General features: G+C 40.7%; 19 protein-coding genes. 14 read left to right on the top strand and 5 right to left on the bottom strand.

The genetic code is table 11. The annotated features are described in order from the left end of the window. The first annotated feature begins 5 nt into the window (after nt 1–5). Genes trpD through trpA form a run of 4 tightly spaced genes read left to right on the top strand, consistent with a single transcriptional unit; the run spans nt 6 to nt 4,383 of the window. Complete coding sequence (trpD, locus tag L0Z67_RS07210; RefSeq protein WP_062568861.1) at nt 6–1,025, top strand: anthranilate phosphoribosyltransferase; 1,020 nt, start codon at nt 6–8, stop codon at nt 1,023–1,025. Continuing rightward, a complete protein-coding gene (gene trpCF / locus L0Z67_RS07205) occupies nt 1,018–2,382 on the top strand; it encodes a bifunctional indole-3-glycerol-phosphate synthase TrpC/phosphoribosylanthranilate isomerase TrpF (protein ID WP_405128627.1) in 1,365 nt (454 codons plus the stop codon). The genes trpD and trpCF overlap by 8 nt, the downstream gene beginning before the upstream one ends. Before the next feature lie 7 nt (nt 2,383–2,389). After that, the gene (trpB, locus tag L0Z67_RS07200) at nt 2,390–3,574 is read left to right on the top strand and encodes a tryptophan synthase subunit beta (RefSeq protein WP_062565365.1); all 1,185 of its coding nucleotides are present in this window, start codon (nt 2,390–2,392) and stop codon (nt 3,572–3,574) included. Next, the gene (gene trpA / locus L0Z67_RS07195) at nt 3,571–4,383 is read left to right on the top strand and encodes a tryptophan synthase subunit alpha (RefSeq protein WP_062568859.1); all 813 of its coding nucleotides are present in this window, start codon (nt 3,571–3,573) and stop codon (nt 4,381–4,383) included. The genes trpB and trpA overlap by 4 nt, the downstream gene beginning before the upstream one ends. A 62-nt stretch (nt 4,384–4,445) precedes the next feature. Here the strand turns inward: trpA and L0Z67_RS07190 are convergent, their stop codons facing one another. Then, the gene (locus L0Z67_RS07190) at nt 4,446–5,018 is read right to left on the bottom strand and encodes a type 1 glutamine amidotransferase domain-containing protein (protein WP_062568858.1); all 573 of its coding nucleotides are present in this window, start codon (nt 5,016–5,018) and stop codon (nt 4,446–4,448) included. Between the two features lie 137 nt (nt 5,019–5,155). Next, nucleotides 5,156–5,455 carry an HU family DNA-binding protein gene (locus L0Z67_RS07185; protein ID WP_405128626.1) on the bottom strand — a complete coding sequence of 100 codons (300 nt, stop codon included), beginning with the start codon at nt 5,453–5,455 and terminating at the stop codon, nt 5,156–5,158. 162 nt (nt 5,456–5,617) lie between these two features. Here L0Z67_RS07185 and L0Z67_RS07180 point away from each other — a divergent pair, with 162 nt between their 5' ends. Together L0Z67_RS07180 and L0Z67_RS07175 are read left to right on the top strand one after the other, a co-directional pair. Further along, the gene (locus L0Z67_RS07180; protein ID WP_193988681.1) at nt 5,618–6,205 is read left to right on the top strand and encodes an inner membrane-spanning protein YciB; all 588 of its coding nucleotides are present in this window, start codon (nt 5,618–5,620) and stop codon (nt 6,203–6,205) included. Nucleotides 6,206–6,263: 58 nt separating this feature from the next. Continuing rightward, on the top strand, nt 6,264–6,902 hold the full coding sequence (locus L0Z67_RS07175) for a CPBP family intramembrane glutamic endopeptidase (RefSeq protein ID WP_062568855.1): 639 nt from the start codon (nt 6,264–6,266) through the stop codon (nt 6,900–6,902). Nucleotides 6,903–6,953: 51 nt separating this feature from the next. Here L0Z67_RS07175 and L0Z67_RS07170 read toward each other — a convergent pair whose 3' ends face one another. Continuing rightward, entirely contained in the window at nt 6,954–8,378 is a 1,425-nt protein-coding gene (locus L0Z67_RS07170) for a sodium-dependent transporter (protein ID WP_062568854.1), read from the bottom strand. Between the two features lie 176 nt (nt 8,379–8,554). Between L0Z67_RS07170 and L0Z67_RS07165 the strand changes: the two genes are divergently transcribed. The 5 genes from L0Z67_RS07165 to L0Z67_RS07145 all read left to right on the top strand — a co-directional run bounded on the left by L0Z67_RS07165 (nt 8,555) and on the right by L0Z67_RS07145 (nt 11,680). Further along, the gene (locus tag L0Z67_RS07165; RefSeq protein WP_062568853.1) at nt 8,555–8,854 is read left to right on the top strand and encodes a YciI family protein; all 300 of its coding nucleotides are present in this window, start codon (nt 8,555–8,557) and stop codon (nt 8,852–8,854) included. A 160-nt stretch (nt 8,855–9,014) separates the two neighbouring features. Further along, nucleotides 9,015–9,266: a PepSY domain-containing protein gene (locus L0Z67_RS07160; RefSeq protein ID WP_062568852.1), complete on the top strand. Its 252-nt coding sequence runs from the start codon at nt 9,015–9,017 to the stop codon at nt 9,264–9,266. Between the two features lie 2 nt (nt 9,267–9,268). Then, nucleotides 9,269–9,943 (top strand): response regulator transcription factor, encoded by a 675-nt coding sequence (locus L0Z67_RS07155; RefSeq protein ID WP_062568851.1) that lies wholly within the window; start codon nt 9,269–9,271, stop codon nt 9,941–9,943. Beyond that, on the top strand, nt 9,937–11,274 hold the full coding sequence (locus L0Z67_RS07150) for an ATP-binding protein (RefSeq protein ID WP_062568850.1): 1,338 nt from the start codon (nt 9,937–9,939) through the stop codon (nt 11,272–11,274). The genes L0Z67_RS07155 and L0Z67_RS07150 overlap by 7 nt, the downstream gene beginning before the upstream one ends. 16 nt (nt 11,275–11,290) lie before the next feature. Then, nucleotides 11,291–11,680: a hypothetical protein gene (locus tag L0Z67_RS07145; RefSeq protein WP_237127975.1), complete on the top strand. Its 390-nt coding sequence runs from the start codon at nt 11,291–11,293 to the stop codon at nt 11,678–11,680. A gap of 19 nt (nt 11,681–11,699) precedes the next feature. On the opposite strand, the gene L0Z67_RS07140 is transcribed toward L0Z67_RS07145, so the two are convergent. Further along, nucleotides 11,700–12,737, bottom strand: coding sequence for an AI-2E family transporter (locus tag L0Z67_RS07140; protein WP_062568848.1), 1,038 nt, complete (start codon nt 12,735–12,737; stop codon nt 11,700–11,702). A gap of 160 nt (nt 12,738–12,897) precedes the next feature. Here L0Z67_RS07140 and L0Z67_RS07135 point away from each other — a divergent pair, with 160 nt between their 5' ends. The 3 genes from L0Z67_RS07135 to L0Z67_RS07125 all read left to right on the top strand — a co-directional run bounded on the left by L0Z67_RS07135 (nt 12,898) and on the right by L0Z67_RS07125 (nt 15,059). Continuing rightward, nucleotides 12,898–13,488 carry a hypothetical protein gene (locus L0Z67_RS07135; protein ID WP_062568847.1) on the top strand — a complete coding sequence of 197 codons (591 nt, stop codon included), beginning with the start codon at nt 12,898–12,900 and terminating at the stop codon, nt 13,486–13,488. A 63-nt stretch (nt 13,489–13,551) separates the two neighbouring features. After that, nucleotides 13,552–14,472 carry a M14 family metallocarboxypeptidase gene (locus L0Z67_RS07130; RefSeq protein WP_062569392.1) on the top strand — a complete coding sequence of 307 codons (921 nt, stop codon included), beginning with the start codon at nt 13,552–13,554 and terminating at the stop codon, nt 14,470–14,472. Between the two features lie 170 nt (nt 14,473–14,642). Continuing rightward, nucleotides 14,643–15,059 (top strand): hypothetical protein, encoded by a 417-nt coding sequence (locus L0Z67_RS07125; RefSeq protein ID WP_405128625.1) that lies wholly within the window; start codon nt 14,643–14,645, stop codon nt 15,057–15,059. 26 nt (nt 15,060–15,085) lie between these two features. Here the strand turns inward: L0Z67_RS07125 and ccoG are convergent, their stop codons facing one another. Then, nucleotides 15,086–16,468, bottom strand: a complete 1,383-nt coding sequence (gene ccoG / locus L0Z67_RS07120) for a cytochrome c oxidase accessory protein CcoG (RefSeq protein ID WP_062568845.1) — start codon at nt 16,466–16,468, stop codon at nt 15,086–15,088. Nucleotides 16,469–16,568: the final 100 nt, after the last annotated feature.

The raw sequence follows: 16,568 nt of genomic DNA, 5'->3' as shown, positions 1-16,568 counted from the left end.
ATAACATGGAAGCAACAACTCAAACCCAGTTAAACCAATTATTAGCAAAGCAAGATTTATCGTTTTCGCAAGCAACTGCATTGTTTGATGCCATCATGAATGGCCAGCTTAATGATATTGAATTAACTGCTGCACTTATCGCCCTAAAACTAAAAGGTGAAACGAGCGATGAAATCGCCGGTGCGGCGGCATCAATGCGCGCCAATGCGGTGCCATTTCAAACCAGCAAAACCTTACTTGCCGACAGCTGTGGTACTGGTGGTGATGGTTCAAACACCATTAACATTAGTACCACTGCTGCTATTGTTGCCGCCGCTGCGGGTATTAACATGGTCAAACATGGTAATCGCAGTGTGTCGAGTAATTCGGGATCAGCGGATTTACTAAAAGCCTTGGGTATTAATATTGATATGAGCCCAGAGCAAGCTGCCTATTGTTTAGAAAATACAGGGTTTGCATTTTTATTTGCACCGCATTATCACAGCGGTGTACGCCATGCGATGGGCGTGCGTACGGCTCTTAAAACCCGCACTATTTTTAATATTTTAGGGCCACTAGCCAACCCTGCTGCCCCTGAGGTGCAATTGCTTGGCGTTTATGATGCTTCGCTGTGTTTACCAATGGCCGAAACCTTAAAAACCCTTGGTACAAAACGCGCTATGGTGGTTCACGGTGCAGGCACTGACGAAATTGCCTTACACGGAACAACCAAAGTGGTTGAGTTAAATAACGGTGAGCTGAGCGAATACACGCTAACAGCAAGCGATTTTGGTCTTGCAAACTATTCACTTGAACAACTAGCGGGCCAAGGCCCAGAATATAATGCAAAAGCAAGCTTAGCGATTTTACAAGGTCACGGTGACGAGGCGCATAACGCAGCCATTATAGCCAACGTTGCGGCACTTCTTTATTTAACCGGTAAAGCAAGCGATTTAAAACTAGCCGCAGATCAGGTAAGTGAATTATTAGCATCAGGCAAAGCGATGGACACATTGAACGCAATTATTGAGGTAAGTCATGGCTAACGTGTTAGACAAAATTGTTGCCGACAAACGTATTGAATTAGAACAAAGAAAAGCACAGCGCCCGCTTGAGTCTTTCATCGGAGATGTTGTGCCAACCAAGCGAGACTTTGAAGCGGCGTTAGCAGCAACAGGCACGCAATTTATTTTAGAATGTAAAAAGGCATCTCCGTCAAAAGGGCTTATTCGCGAACCATTTAATTTAGACGAAATTACATCGGTTTATAAAAAGTACGCAACCTGTATGAGCGTGCTTACCGACGAAAAATACTTCCAAGGTAGCTATCAGTACCTTGAGTACGTGCGCAGCCAAGTAGAACAGCCGCTTATCTGTAAAGACTTCTTTATTGATGAGTACCAAGTTTACTTAGCACGTTTATCGGGTGGTGATGCTATTTTATTAATGCTCTCTGTCCTTGATGACGAACACTATTTAGCGCTTCATAAAGTGGCTGATTCGTTAAATATGTCGGTGCTTACTGAAGTCAGTAATGAGCATGAAGTAAGTCGTGCACTTGCACTTAATGCAAGCCTTATCGGTATTAACAACCGCGACCTTCGTGATTTAAGTACTGATCTTGCAACGACAGAGCGCTTACGTCAGCTTATCCCAAATGACAAAGTGGTTATTTCTGAGTCGGGCATTTATACCCATAATGATGTAAAACGCCTTGCACCATTGTGCGATGGCTTTTTAATCGGTAGCTCACTGATGGCTGAGCGTGACCTAGAAGCCGCGTGTCGTAAAGTGATTTTAGGTGAAAATAAAGTGTGTGGTTTAACCCGCTCACAAGACGCGATGGCAGCCTACACAAGTGGTGCTGTGTATGGTGGCTTAATTTTTTATCCTAAGTCGCCACGTTATGTCGATATCGACTGCGCTAAACAAGTAACGCAAAGTGCCCCGCTCGCGTATGTGGGTGTTTTTGTCAATGCGCCTGTTGAACAAGTGGTTGATTATGCACAAAGCTTAAAATTAGCTGCGGTGCAATTACATGGTGACGAGAATAGCGAGTATATTCAAAGTCTCAGAAAGCAATTACCACTTGGCTGTGAAATTTGGAAAGCCCAAGCTGTTAAAGGCGAGTTACCTGAGCCGCTTGAAGGGGTTGATCGCCATTTATACGACACTTACAGCAAAAGCCAAAAAGGCGGCACAGGCGAAGCATTTGATTGGTCTGTGCTTGAGACGGCAACCGTGCCGTTTATGTTAGCCGGTGGTTTAAATCCAGAGAATATTCATGCAGCGCTTTATCGCGGTGCCAATGGCCTTGACCTAAATTCTGGCGTTGAAGCGTCAGCGGGTAAAAAGTGTCAAACAAAATTACAAAATGCGTTTTCGCATATCAGAAATTATTGAGGTTAGAATGCAAAATCCAGCTTATTTCGGTGAATTCGGTGGTATGTTTGTACCACAGCTGCTTGTGCCAGCACTCAAGCAACTGGAAGCAGAGTTTAATAAATCACAAAACGATCCAGCTTTTCAGGCTGAGTTCGAAAAACTTTTAAATGAATACGCAGGTCGCCCTACGCCATTAACACTGACACGTAACTTAGTTAAAAATCCTAAGGTAAAACTGTATTTAAAGCGTGAAGATTTACTGCATGGTGGTGCGCACAAAACCAACCAAGTACTTGGTCAAGCACTACTAACCAAGCGCATGGGTAAAAAAGAAGTGATTGCAGAAACAGGTGCCGGCCAACATGGTGTTGCAACGGCCCTAGCCTGTGCCCTACTTGGCTTAAAATGCCGTGTTTACATGGGTGCAAAAGACGTTGAACGTCAGCAACCAAACGTATTTCGCATGAAACTAATGGGCGCAGAGGTTATTCCTGTCACAGCGGGCTCTGGCACCTTAAAAGATGCAGTCAACGAAGCACTGCGTGACTGGTCAGCAAATTATAAAGACGCTCACTACTTACTAGGCACTGCAGCAGGCCCTCACCCATTCCCAACCATGGTGCGTGAGTTCCAAAAAATGATTGGTGAAGAAGCAAAACAACAAGTGCTTAAAGCTGAAGGTCGCTTACCGGATGCGGTGCTTGCTTGTGTGGGCGGAGGCTCTAACGCCATTGGTATGTTCACAGACTTTATTGATGAGCCAAGCGTAAAACTAATTGGTGTAGAGCCAGCTGGTAAAGGCTTAGATACCCACCAGCATGGTGCCACCTTATGTAAAGGCACAAAAGGCATTTTACACGGTACTTATACCTACATTATGCAAGATGATGATGGCCAAATTGAAGAGTCTTACTCTGTATCAGCTGGTCTTGATTACCCTGCTGTTGGCCCACAGCATGCTCACTTGCATGAAACAGGCCGTGCAGAGTACGTTGGTATTACTGATACTGAGGCACTTGAAGCATTTCAACTACTGGCCAAGAACGAAGGGATTATTCCAGCGCTTGAATCAAGCCATGCCCTCGCATATGCCCTTAAATATGCCGAGCAACAAACCGAAGACACTATTTTAGTGGTTAACCTAAGCGGCCGAGGCGATAAAGATTTAGCTCACGTACACAGTGTATTATCAGAAGGAGGCGCACTATGAGCCAGACTAACCGTTACGGACAACTGTTCGCCACATTAAGCGAAACTAACCAAGGTGCCTTTGTACCGTTTGTTACTATTGGCGATCCTAATAAAGCACTGAGTGTAGATATTATCAAAAGCTTAATTGATGGCGGTGCCGATGCCCTTGAGCTAGGTATTCCATTTTCAGATCCGATTGCTGATGGCCCAGTGATCCAAGCGGCCAACATTCGTGCACTTGATGAAAACATCAATACCCAAGATTGCTTTGATATCATTAAACAAGTGCGTGAGTACAATGCTGATATTCCAATTGGCCTATTATTGTATTCAAATCTGGTGTTTAAGCGTGGCATCGAAAAGTTTTATCAAGATGCTAAAGAAGCGGGTGTCGATTCAATTTTAGTGGCTGACGTACCACTACATGAGTCAAAGCTATTTCGCCAAACAGCAATGAAAAATGGCATCGACCCAATTTTTATTGCAACGCCTAATGCTGATGATGACACTTTACGAGAGTGTGCGTCATACGGTCGTGGTTACACATACCTTCTTTCACGCGCAGGTGTAACAGGCACAGAAACCAAAGCGCAAATGCCAGCAGATTCATTAGTTAAAAAGCTAAAAGATTACCATGCTGCACCGGCTTTATTAGGCTTTGGTGTATCAACCCCAGAAGATGTTAAATCAGCACTCGAGTCAGGGGCCGCTGGTGCGATTTCAGGCTCGGCCGTTGTTAAAATCATCGAGGCAAACCTGGATGACCAAGCAGCGATGCTTACTGGTTTAAAAGAGTTTGTAGCCAGTATGAAAGCAGCTACTAAGTAATTTATCATATAAAAAAGGGCCTTAAAGGCCCTTTTTTGTGTTTAACTGATTATGAGAAGTAATTAATGATGACGGTGGATGCCTTCTTTAATTTCTTCGATAAACTTACGGTTAAAAGCCTCTAAATCAGCAGGGCTTCGGCTTGTAACTATACCCTCATCAACACACACCTCTTGATCAACCCAATTAGCGCCAGCATTAATTAAGTCGGTTTTAATACTTGGGTATGACGTTACTGTGCGGTCGCGTAATTTGTTAACTTCAGCTAGTAACCATGGGCCGTGGCAAATCGCGGCAATGGGTTTGTTTTTTCCAGCACTGAAAAAGCCATCAACAAACGCTTTCGCATCGCTATTCTGGCGAAGTGTGTCTGGGTTAAATAAGCCGCCGGGTAATAATAACGCGTCATATTCAGCAGAGTCTGCTTCGCTGACTACACGGTCCACACTGACACGTTCACCCCATTGGTTTTCATCCCAGCCTGTAATATCACCACGTTCTAGTGACACGACCTCTACCAAAGCGCCTGCTTCGAGTAATGCACTACGCGGTGACAATAGCTCACTTTGCTCAAACCCATTAGTTGCGAGGATGGCAATTTTTTTACCATTAAGTTGGCTGTTTAAATCTGACATGTTATCTCCTTATTTAGGTAAACCTAAGTTAATTACAGCAGACAATATGCCAGAGTTAACCTAATGAAATTAAAGAGCTAATTTAAAAGTTTTGATTATTAGCTCTGTAAAATATACAACACCCTTGCAAATACTGCTTACAACACATCCTTTAATGCCTTTGCAGGCTTAAACACAGGTTTGTTAGCGCCTTTGATTTCGATTTCTTCCCCAGTTTGTGGGTTGCGCCCTTTACGTGCTGGGTAATAACTTAGGGCAAACGTACCAAAACCATTGATTTGCACTTGGTCACCTTCAGAGAGTGACTTTTCGATGACATTTAACAGGCTGCTGAGTGCAGCTTGTGTGTCTTTTTTTGTTAATTCACTATGGGCAGCCATTTGTGACACTAACGCGGCTTTATTCATAAAATGCTCCAAAATACGCCGCTTAATCATCTGAGGTTAAGCGGAAAAAGATAAGGTAAAATAACCTAAACACCGGTTTAGGCCAGATTTGCTCGGGAGGCTAAGCTTTCAGGGCAACTAAGTCAACCTTGTATCTTGAGCAATAACTTGATACAACCCAGTATCTTTTTAAATTAGAGCATTTATAAATCTATGCATGCGATTATTGAATACATCCCGCTGATTTTGTTTTTTGCGGTTTTCAAATTAGTTGATATTTATTGGGCAACAGCATTGCTGATGCTAACTACCTTAATTCAGGTTGCTTATTGTTATTTTAAAGACGGCAAAGTGCCAACCCGTCACTGGGTGTTTTTTGCCATCGCAGTGGTATTAGGTACTCTCACCTTAGTTTTTCATGATGAACAGTTTGTGAAATGGAAGGCCACCATTGTGTATGCCATCTTAAGTGCTACCTTGTTAGTCAGCCGCTATGTGCTTGGTAAAAACTTGGTAAAAAAGGCACTTAGCTCGATTTTAGAAAATGTCTCTGAGAGTAAACAAGAAATCAAGGTACCGGAAGCACTGTGGAACAAACTTAATCTCTTTTGGGTTGCAGTAACCGGTGGTATATCAGCTCTAAACATTTATATTGCTTATAATTTCTCACTCGATTTTTGGGTTAATTTTAAAGTATTTGGCTTAATGGGGATTACCTTTGTGTGCGTACTAGCCACTATCATCACGCTCTTCAAATACTTACCTGAAGATGATGAAGAGAAAGATTCAAAGCAATCTTAATGTCATAAATCTGTCGTCTTAGCTTGTTAGCGTATACAAAAAACACGCTGAGACGACATTGAACGCTAACCATTACCGCTGGTTTGAATTTACCCTCATATTTGTTTCTTTGCCGCTTTTAGGCTTCTTGCTACGCGCCTACCTGGCTAACTGGCTTATACCTGCCCTTATTATTTTAATGGCCGTGTGCAGCATGTTGCTTTTGTCTGATCCTCATTTCAAACGCTTAAGGTTAACCAGCTTAGGTGAATTTAGTGCAGTCAAACGTCGCTTGTTTAGCTTCTTCTTTTTAGGAGCACTATTCTCAGGCATGTTTTACGGCATCATGAATCAAGAAAACTGGTTTTCGATGCCCAGAAATTCTTTTTATGATTGGCTAATGTTGCTATTACTCTACCCAATTTTATCGGTGATGCCACAAGAGCTTATTTTCAGAACCTACTTTTTCCACCGCTACAAACGCATTATGCCAAGTAAAACCGTGCGTATCATTGTCAGTGCATCGGTGTTTGCGTTAGCTCACATTGTCTATGCGAATGTATTGGCCGTACTGCTGGCATTTTTAGGTGGGCTATTATTTTCTTACACTTATGCGCAAAGCCGCTCGACCTTTGCGTGCGTTATTGAACACAGCTTATGGGGGCTTTGGATGTTTACTTTGGGGCTAGGTGATGTTTTAGATGCAGGGGCTATTTAGCGAATATAAAAAAGCCGCGCCAAAGTGCGCGGCTAAATATTGAGCTGGCTTTTAAAATCCGAAAATACTAAATGCAAAAAACTTCGTTGCGACGGTATTTACAAAAATGAGTAATAAAATTGCAGGGATAAACGTTGATAGCGAAAAGTTCACATACTTCTCTGTAAAGCTACCGATATAGCCGTCACAGCCTTGGCTTAGCTCTGCTGATAGGTTTGCTTTTTTCCAGCGGTACATTACGAATAAACACACCATTAAGCCATTAAGCGGTAAAATTGTGTCGTAAAACACATCATATACAATATCAAATAAACTCTTATCTGCGCCGCCATAATTAACAAATTTGGTTAATGACTCAACCATACCAAATGACATAGTACACAGCACAGTTAATACGCCTGTTGATAGGGTTAGGATAGCCAACGCTTTTTTACGACTAATGCCTTTACGATCACTTAAGGTTGCTGTGGGTACTTCGACAATCGATACAAGTGACGTAATTGCCGCAAAAAAGACCAATAAAAAGAATATAAACGCAACAATTGATGCACCCAGGTAGCCAATATCAGCTTGTAATGCTAATAAGATTTTTGGTAGGTATACAAAAATCATTGATACTGATGAGTCTGATAACGTACTTGGGTCGGTATTTGGATTGAAACTAAAAATAGCTGGAAGCACCATTAGTCCGGCAATAAATGCAACAAGCGAATCAGTTACCGCAACCATTTTAGCACTACCAACAATGTCGTCTTTCTTAGAAATATAAGATGCATAAGTCATTAAAATACCCATACCTAACGACAATGAGAAAAATGCTTGGGCTAAGGCACCATTTAGTACACTGGCATTCATTTTGCTAAAATCGGGTACGATATAGTACTTTACACCCGCCATCGCGTTATCAAGCGTTAACACATACACGACAAGTGCTGTAAGTAACACAAATAAAGCTGGCATCATAAACTTAGCCGCTTTCTCTATGCCTTCTTTTACACCACCAACTAAAATCAGATTAACAATGATAGCAACCACGGCCATATAACCAAATACGGTATAGCTATTAATAAAGGTGCCAAAGTTATCTGGTTGGGCCAAGGCATCTAGATTACCGAATGCAGTTTGTGATAAATAACCAAAAATCCACACAGTAATCACCATATAAAACACAGCAATCATAAATGGCGTTAATACCGCTAAGAAGCCCGCAAAGTTCCATTTAGGATCATTGCCCGCTAATAATTTATATGAACCAAGCGGATCTTTTTGCGCTTTACGACCCATTGCCATTTCAGCCATCATTACAGGTAAACAGATAAAAATGACAAACAGTGCATAGACTAACAGGAAAGCACCACCGCCGTTTTTTGTAGCTGAAACAGGAAAACCTACTAAGTTTCCGATACCTACAGCAGAACCGGCTGCCGCTAAAATAAAACCGAGGCGGGAGCTAAAATGCTCGCGTTTTTCGCTCATTTAAAAACCTTATTATTATTTTCTCAATCAAGCGACTCTACCAGTGTTATACCGCGTATTTCAAGCTTTATAAGTTAAAGTTATATGGGTTTGTGTAAAGATTATTACGCAAATAATCTCTCGTCTACTCAGCAGAATATGCTACTATTTTTTCAAAATAACATTGAGAACACATTATGCTGTATATGATTTATTCAACAGACGTTGAAAATAGTTTGGAAGCACGTAAATCTGCTCGCCCTGCTCACTTAGCTCGCCTTCAAGAGTTAGACGATCAAAATCGTTTATTTACAGCAGGCCCACTACCAGCCATTGATAGCGAAGACCCTGCTGAAGCAGGTTTTACAGGTTCATTAGTGGTTGCTGAGTTTGATTCATTAGAAGCAGCAAGGGAATGGGCAGCAAACGACCCTTATATTGCAGCTGGCGTTTACGATAATTCAGTTGTAAAGCCATTTAAAAAGGTCTTTGGTTAATTTTTAACTAGAGTGAACTTTCCTGCTGCAATAATTCAGTGTTTGTTCACTGCTTGTTAACTAAGATCATCTCGTTAAATCACATAATTTAACGTTTTTACTTGAGTTTTAGTTACTTGGTTAATTAAACTAAATGGGTCTGGTTTAGGAGTTTCCCGTCATGCGCGTATTATTAGCCTTCAGTTTTAGCCTACTATTTGCACTTTCGAGCTTTCAAGCAGCTGCAAGTAACAAGCAAGCTGATGAGGTCAGTAAAAAGCAAGCAGTGTTGATTGCAAAAAAAGCGGAAGACGGTAGAACCCTCAAAATCACAGAGCAAGAAAAAGTATATACCGTTAGAATATTAAAAACGAACGGACACGTGGTCGATATCCATGTGAACAAAAAGACTGGCGAAGTGAAAAAGGATTAAAAATGCGAATTTTAGTAATTGAAGATGATTTACACTTGGCAGACAATTTACGTAATGCCCTTGAGAAAGAGCGCTACAGTGTAGATCTTTGTCACGATGGCGAAGCTGGTTTATTTCATATTACAGAATACCCTCTTGATATGGCAGTAGTCGATTTAGGCTTACCAAAAGTAGATGGCATTGAACTGATCACAAAAGCACGTGCACAAGGTATTACTATTCCTATCTTAATTTTAACGGCGCGTGACCGTTGGCAAGATAAAGTAGAAGGTTTAGATGCGGGCGCTGATGATTATCTTACTAAACCGTTTCATGTTGAAGAGTTAATTGCACGCTGTAACGCACTTATTCGCCGTAGTGCGGGTAAAGCAAACCCAGAAATGACCGCTGGTCCAATCAAAATTCATACTCGCTCTCAGCAAGTATGGGTAGATGACAGAGAGCTTAGCCTTACAGCATATGAATACAAAGTACTTGAGTACTTAATGGTTAACCCACAAAAAGTGATCTCTAAGTCAGAGCTAACTGAGCATATTTACGACCAAGACTTTGATCTTGACTCAAACGTAATTGAAGTATTCGTACTTCGTTTACGTAAAAAGCTTGACCCCGACGGTACACTAAATCCTGTAGAAACATTACGTGGTCGTGGTTACAGGCTTAAAAGTCAGTGGTAGCATCGCAAATACCGCTTAAAGTAAGACAAGGATTTATCCTTGTCTTTGTTTTATTAGTTGCCTTACCGATTTTGTTTTTCTCAATTGGTAAGGCTTATTACGCCTCCTTGGTCGAAGCGACCGAAAAAACGCTCGAAGCCCATTTATACTCACTTATTTCTGAAGTCGACTTTACAGAGCGCGGCATAGTGATGCCAAGCACCATTCTCACACCAGAACTCAACAGACTAAACTCAGATACTTACGCCATGATTTATCGTGGGGATTTACCTGTTTGGTACTCTGAATCAGCAACGAATATTAATTTTATTCCAGACGAATTCGAAGCCCCAGCTGGTTCAGCAGATTTTCGCCGTGTTGAATATAATAATGTGGTTTATTGGCAGCTTACCCTGACCGTTATTCTAGAAAACATAGATCAATCCGAACATGCACGGTTTATTTTGCTAAAACGTAATGATGCGCTACTAAGGCTAATGGATGGATTTAAACAAACATTGGTTAACTGGATGTATGTTATGGGCGTGGCAATCGCCGCATTAATGGCCATCGGTTTTGTTTGGAGCGCAAGACCCTTGCAACGTTTAGACAAAGAGATCAAATCTATTGAGTCTGGCGATAATCAGCAAATTAAAGGCCTTTACCCAGTTGAGCTACAAACAATTAAGGCAGATTTAAATTTATTACTTGAGTCGCAACAACGTCAAAAGGAGCGCTATCGTGCCTCGTTAAGCGATTTAGCACACGCGTTAAAAACCCCATTGGCTGTACTGAAGTCCAGCCCACTTGCTAATGATGCTGACGCTCAAGAGCAGTTAGATCGCATCAATGTGATGATCGAACATCAATTAAAGCGAGCCGCCACTGGTGCGTCTGACACATGGAAAAAACAGACTCTCGTGAAGCCCATTATTGATTCAATTTTGAGTGCCATGTCGAAGGTTTATCGTGACAAAGATATTATTTTTACTTGTGAAGTAACAGAGAAAGATTACTTCTTAGGTGACAAAACTGACTTAATGGAATTGTTAGGAAACCTAATTGATAATGCCTGTAAAGCATGCCGCTCACAAGTCGACATCAAAGTTTTGCAAAGTAAATCTTTGACAATCAGTATCAGTGATGATGGACCTGGCGTGCCCGTTGACAAGCGTGAATCATTATTAACAAGAGGCACCCGATTGGACACTTATGAAAGTGGTCATGGTGTTGGTATGGCTATCGTGTCGGACTTAGTAAACTCTTATAATGGCCACTTAACAATTGGTGACTCCGAAAAGCTTGGTGGTGCTGAGTTTATTTTAGAGTTTAACTATCGTGATAAAAAATAATATGAAACACCCGATATTGACAGTTTTTTTAGGATTTATATCATTTCAAGCATTCTCTATCGATGCTCAAGAGCAATGCACGTTACACGGCAATACACCTGCTCAAACAAAGCAATATATTCGTTGCTTAGATAAAGTCATTGCGGATTTGGAACGCGAACAAAAAATGTGGGTGAATAAACTGACTCTAGATCTGGAAAAGATAAAAGAAGATACAGGTAATAGCCAACTATTACCTATATTTTTACGCAGTGTAAAAAACCAAGCCAGCTACCAAGAGGATAGTTGCCGTTGGCGTTACTTACAGAAAATGCCAAATGCAACTAAGGCAGCTATCACCTACAAACAATGTGAAATCAACATACTTAATCAGCACCTAAGTGTGTTAAAGCGCCCATTAAAGTAAGAAGGCGCATCAGCGCCTTTTAGTCATCTAATTTAAGCTCTTCACCGTTTCCTAGTAAAGTTGCGAGCCAACGCCCTTCTTGGCTTGTTTCGAGGGCTATTTTAACTATCATAGTTAATGGTACGGATAACAGCATTCCAACTGTTCCCATCAACCAACCCCAAAAGATTAAAGACAAGAATACAACTAACGTTGATAAACCCAAACCTTTACCCATAAATTTAGGCTCAACGATGTTACCCATAACCGTATTTATTACTAGGTATCCACCCGCAATAACCCCAGCAACAAGCGGGCCTTGTGTTATTAAAGCTAATAATACCGCCGGTACGGCCGCAATAATCGACCCAATATTAGGGATATAATTGAGCATGAATGCCACAACCCCCCATAACACAAAGTAATCAACACCAAGTGCCCACAACATAGAACCAGCAAGCAGGCCGGTACCCAAACTTACTAACGTTTTTATCGCTAGATAAGAATTAATTGAATCTAAAAAACGATCAACTTGCTTCATTTTCATTTCAGGGTCATCTAATGCCATATGTACTTTTTTGCTTAGCATGGGCCCTTCAAACAGCATAAATACTACCGTGAGAATAATGAGAAACATATTTGCCATTACCCCACCAAGGCCAGTGAGCATATTTGTAGCCACATCAATCATTTTACCGGGGTCAAATAAAGAAATAATCTGCTCTTTATCAATCAGGATGTTATAGCTGGCAGCCACATTAACAACCCACACAAACTTTTCTTTTAACTGAGCTTTGTATTCAGGTAGGTTCTCTGAGAAATCTGTCATAGATTGGCCGACTAATCCGGCAAGGCTTATCCCCACACCTACAATCATCATCATGACGAAAATCACGGCAATAACCTTGGGAATACCATATTTGGCAAAAAAACGGATCAGAGGATTACATATAATGGCAATAAAAGCTGCCAAAACAAAAGGGATTACAATTACACTTGCAGCTTTAATACCTGCTAAAACAACAACTAGGGCAGCAAAGATAACTAAACTTTTATTTACACCAGTCAAACTCGACAAAATAAAATCCTTGTGAATTATTTTCTCCAGTGTAAGTCAAATAGACTCTAAAAGAAATCTCTACAGAACTGGCACAGTTAATGCCTACTTTGTACACATTATTTGAACAAACTATGACCTTAAGTTACCATTGAGCAGTCGTACTTAAAAGGAGCTAGGGATGACGCATTTATCAGAGCAAGAGTTGTCTTTTTTTAATAGCCTGTTTGAGGCTGAACAAAGTATTGATGACCCTATCAACACTAAAATGTCATTAAATCTCAACCTACCAGATAAACTGAGTGGATTGCTGAAAAATGCCAAGCTAACACTATTGGCAGAAGTAGGTATATACCAATTGTGGTTTCCATTAGAGTTCACGACAGATGAAAGAGGCCAATTAACGCCGGTTCTTAGCGCTCCCGAAGTAATTGATACAAAAGGAGTTGAAAGGAGTTGGCGGACACCCGACCTTGACCTGCAAACAGAAAAGTATGTTATTTTATCACTATCGAGTACTGGGCTACTATTACAACCAAAACATGCAGAGGCTGTCTTAGAGCAAGAAATTACACTTGCTTTTAACTTACCCAACCAAGAACATGTGATGATTAGAGCTAAACCAGTTAGAGCAACCAGCAAAGGCATTGCCGCTAAAATTATTAAAGTATGTGAAGGCCAAGATGCAATGCGTCAATACTTATTCGACATTCACAAACATCATCACGCAAAGTTATATGAACAAGGAAATATAACGACTGAACTCATCTAGTTGCATGACATGCTGCGCTTCGATAAGCTCGCTTTTTTGCAGCAAATCCAAATAAGGTATTTTATGAGTTATCCTATCGGAACCCCTGGTACACCTTGGAATGATGAAGACAAAAAAGCATGGCTTGCGCTTCAATCAGTAAAGCGTAGCTACTCAGATGATGTTGTATCACAGCTAGATTCTTTATCAGAAAAGTTCGATGTTGAACGCTATGGTACGCTTGACTATGACATTAATAGCTATCCACTTTTCATTTTAAAAAGCAAAAATTGGCTAAATAACAAACCATGCGTGTTAGTAACAGGTGGCGTACACGGTTATGAAACGAGTGGCGTGCACGGCGCATTAGCATTTGCCAAAAAAGCAGCTACCGATTACCTTTCACACTTTAATATTTTGATTGCACCTTGTATTAGCCCTTGGGGTTACGAAACTATTAACCGTTGGAATCCGACTGCAACTGATCCAAACCGCTCTTTTTATCAAAATAGTCCTGCGCAAGAATCAGCAGCAATCATGCAGTACCTAGCTGATAATTCAATTGCACCTTACGCACATATTGATCTCCATGAAACAACCGACACTGATAATAGCGAGTTTCGTCCAGCGCTTGCAGCCCGCGATGCCAAAACACATGACAATTGGAATATACCAGATGGATTTTATCTTGTAGCTGACAGCGAACGTCCTGAACATGCATTCCAAACGGCAATTATCAAATCAGTTGAAAAAGTTACCCACATCGCCCCAAGTGATGAGAATAATCAGTTGATTGGTGTGCCGCAAACTCAGTTTGGTGTGATTAATTACGAAGCAAAAAAGCTCGGCTTATGTATGGGCTTAACTGATGCAAAATTTGTTACAACAACTGAGGTTTACCCTGATAGCCCTCAAGCAAGTAGCGAAATTTGTGTCGATGCTCAAGTAGCGGCAATTACAGGTGCTCTTGACTACATTGTTAACAAAAAGTTATCCAACCTTTAAATACTAAACAATTAAATTATTCATTTAAAGCAAAAAAGCAAAACAAAAACCCAGAAAAAAGCATAAAAATAGAATTTTTATGCTTTTTTTTGAATTGTACAATAAATAGCTAGACAGGTTCTGTGAATTGTATAAAATTCGCGCTCTTTTTAATTCGAAAGGGAAGCAAATTGGAATTTAAGAATCACTATGGCAGTGTCAGTATCATCACTGAAGGTTCAATTATTATTGGACAATTTTCTGGTAATATAAACGCACGTTTAGTCAACAACTTCGCTACGGGTTTAAAAAAGCATGTCAGTGCTTTAGCTGGGCGTCCGTGGGCTTACATTAGTCATTCTACACACCTACTTGCAACGACTCCTGATGCAGAACGAAGTTTTGCCAATTTATTTCGCGCTTTACAGGGTACAAACTGTATTGCCACAGCATATATGTTCAGTTCTTCAATTGTACTTAATCAAATGAAACGTATCATTGTAGAAGCTGAAGCTCCAATACAAATTCTTGATTGTTTATTTGATGATTTGCAAAGCGCCAAAGCCTATGTTTTAAAACAACTTGAATTCGCTGAAATGGCTTGTTAACAAGCCATTTCGTCGTCTAATTTGTATTAATTTTTATAGAACTTTGTCTCTTTGGTTATCGCTATACTTGCATCTTCTAGTGCTTGAATATGAAAGCTAATCGGCGTTACCTTTGACTTTAATTCATACCCATCAGCAACCACGGTAACAGGCACCCTCTTCATTTGACCTGCATCAATCGTTATCGCTTCTGGCACCTGTAGGTTTGCTTCTTCTATACCAGTAATACCAATTGAATAGCTCAAACTATGCTGAGTTTTATTGATGATTGACAAAGTGTATGGGTTTTCAACCAGCCCTTCAAAGTTAACACGATACAAAGCATTACGGTCACGAATAACTGATGCTTCAATGGGCGTGCGCATAGCGACCCAAACAATCATAGCAACCACAAATAAGGCCGTTAAACCGCCATATCCAAGTAGTTTTAATCTAAATGGGTTTGTTGTTTTTCCTTCCATTTGCTTTTCTGAAGCGTACTTTATTAGCCCCTTTGGATAATTAAATTTTTCCATGGTACTGTCACACGCATCGATACATAAGCCGCAGTTTATGCATTCATATTGCAAGCCGTTGCGTATATCAATACCGGCTGGACATACTTCTACACACAGGTTACAGTCAACACAATCACCTAAGCCTAATTCCCTTGGATCAGCTTTACGTTTACGCGCACCACGAGATTCTCCTCGCTCTTGATCATAGGTGACTACCAGCGTGTCTTTATCAAACATCACAGACTGAAAACGTGAATATGGACATGCTACCGTACACATTTTTTCGCGCAGAAAACCGGCATTGCCATAGGTGCAAAATGCGAATAAGAAAACCCAAAAGCTAACAAGCCCTGACATATCAAGAGTGAATAAACTCATGTATAAAGACTTAGCAGGTATAAAATAAGCCATAAATGACATAGAAGTGAGTAAAGAGATGACAAGCCAAACAGCATGCTTGGTTATTTTCTTTTGCCACTTACTTGCTGACCAAGGGGATTTATCAAGTTTGATTCGTTGGTTACGGTTGCCTTCGACTTTATGTTCAACCCAAGTGAACATAAGCATCCAAATTGTTTGCGGGCAGGTATAGCCACACCAAACTCGGCCTAACCAGTTCGTCACAAAAAACAATGCAAAAGCACCTGTCATAAATAACATGGCTAAAATCATAAAATCTTGAGGCAACAGTGTTAACCCAAACAAGCTAAATTTTTGTGTTGCTACGTCGAGTAAGACGGCTTGACGACCATCATACTGAATCCACGGAATGGCTATAAACGTCAACATCAGCACCCAGCCTAAGTAACGGCGGATACGTTGGAAGTGCCCTTTTTGCTCTCGGATATAAATCGGCCCTTCTTGGTTGTAGGGCTTGATGATTAAGTCTTGCTCTTTAATATCAAATTTCATTTTGCTACTTACTTCTGTGTCGGTAATAACCTTACAGAGCAACTATTAGGCCAACTAAAAATAAAATTAAATAATTGATATTAAAGAATATTTTTACATT

This window comes from Pseudoalteromonas sp. PB2-1 (assembly GCF_045040605.1).
Lineage (GTDB): Bacteria > Pseudomonadota > Gammaproteobacteria > Enterobacterales > Alteromonadaceae > Pseudoalteromonas > Pseudoalteromonas arabiensis.
The sequence above is the reverse complement of the archived record's forward strand: the minus strand, read 5'-3'. Positions and strand labels throughout refer to the sequence as shown.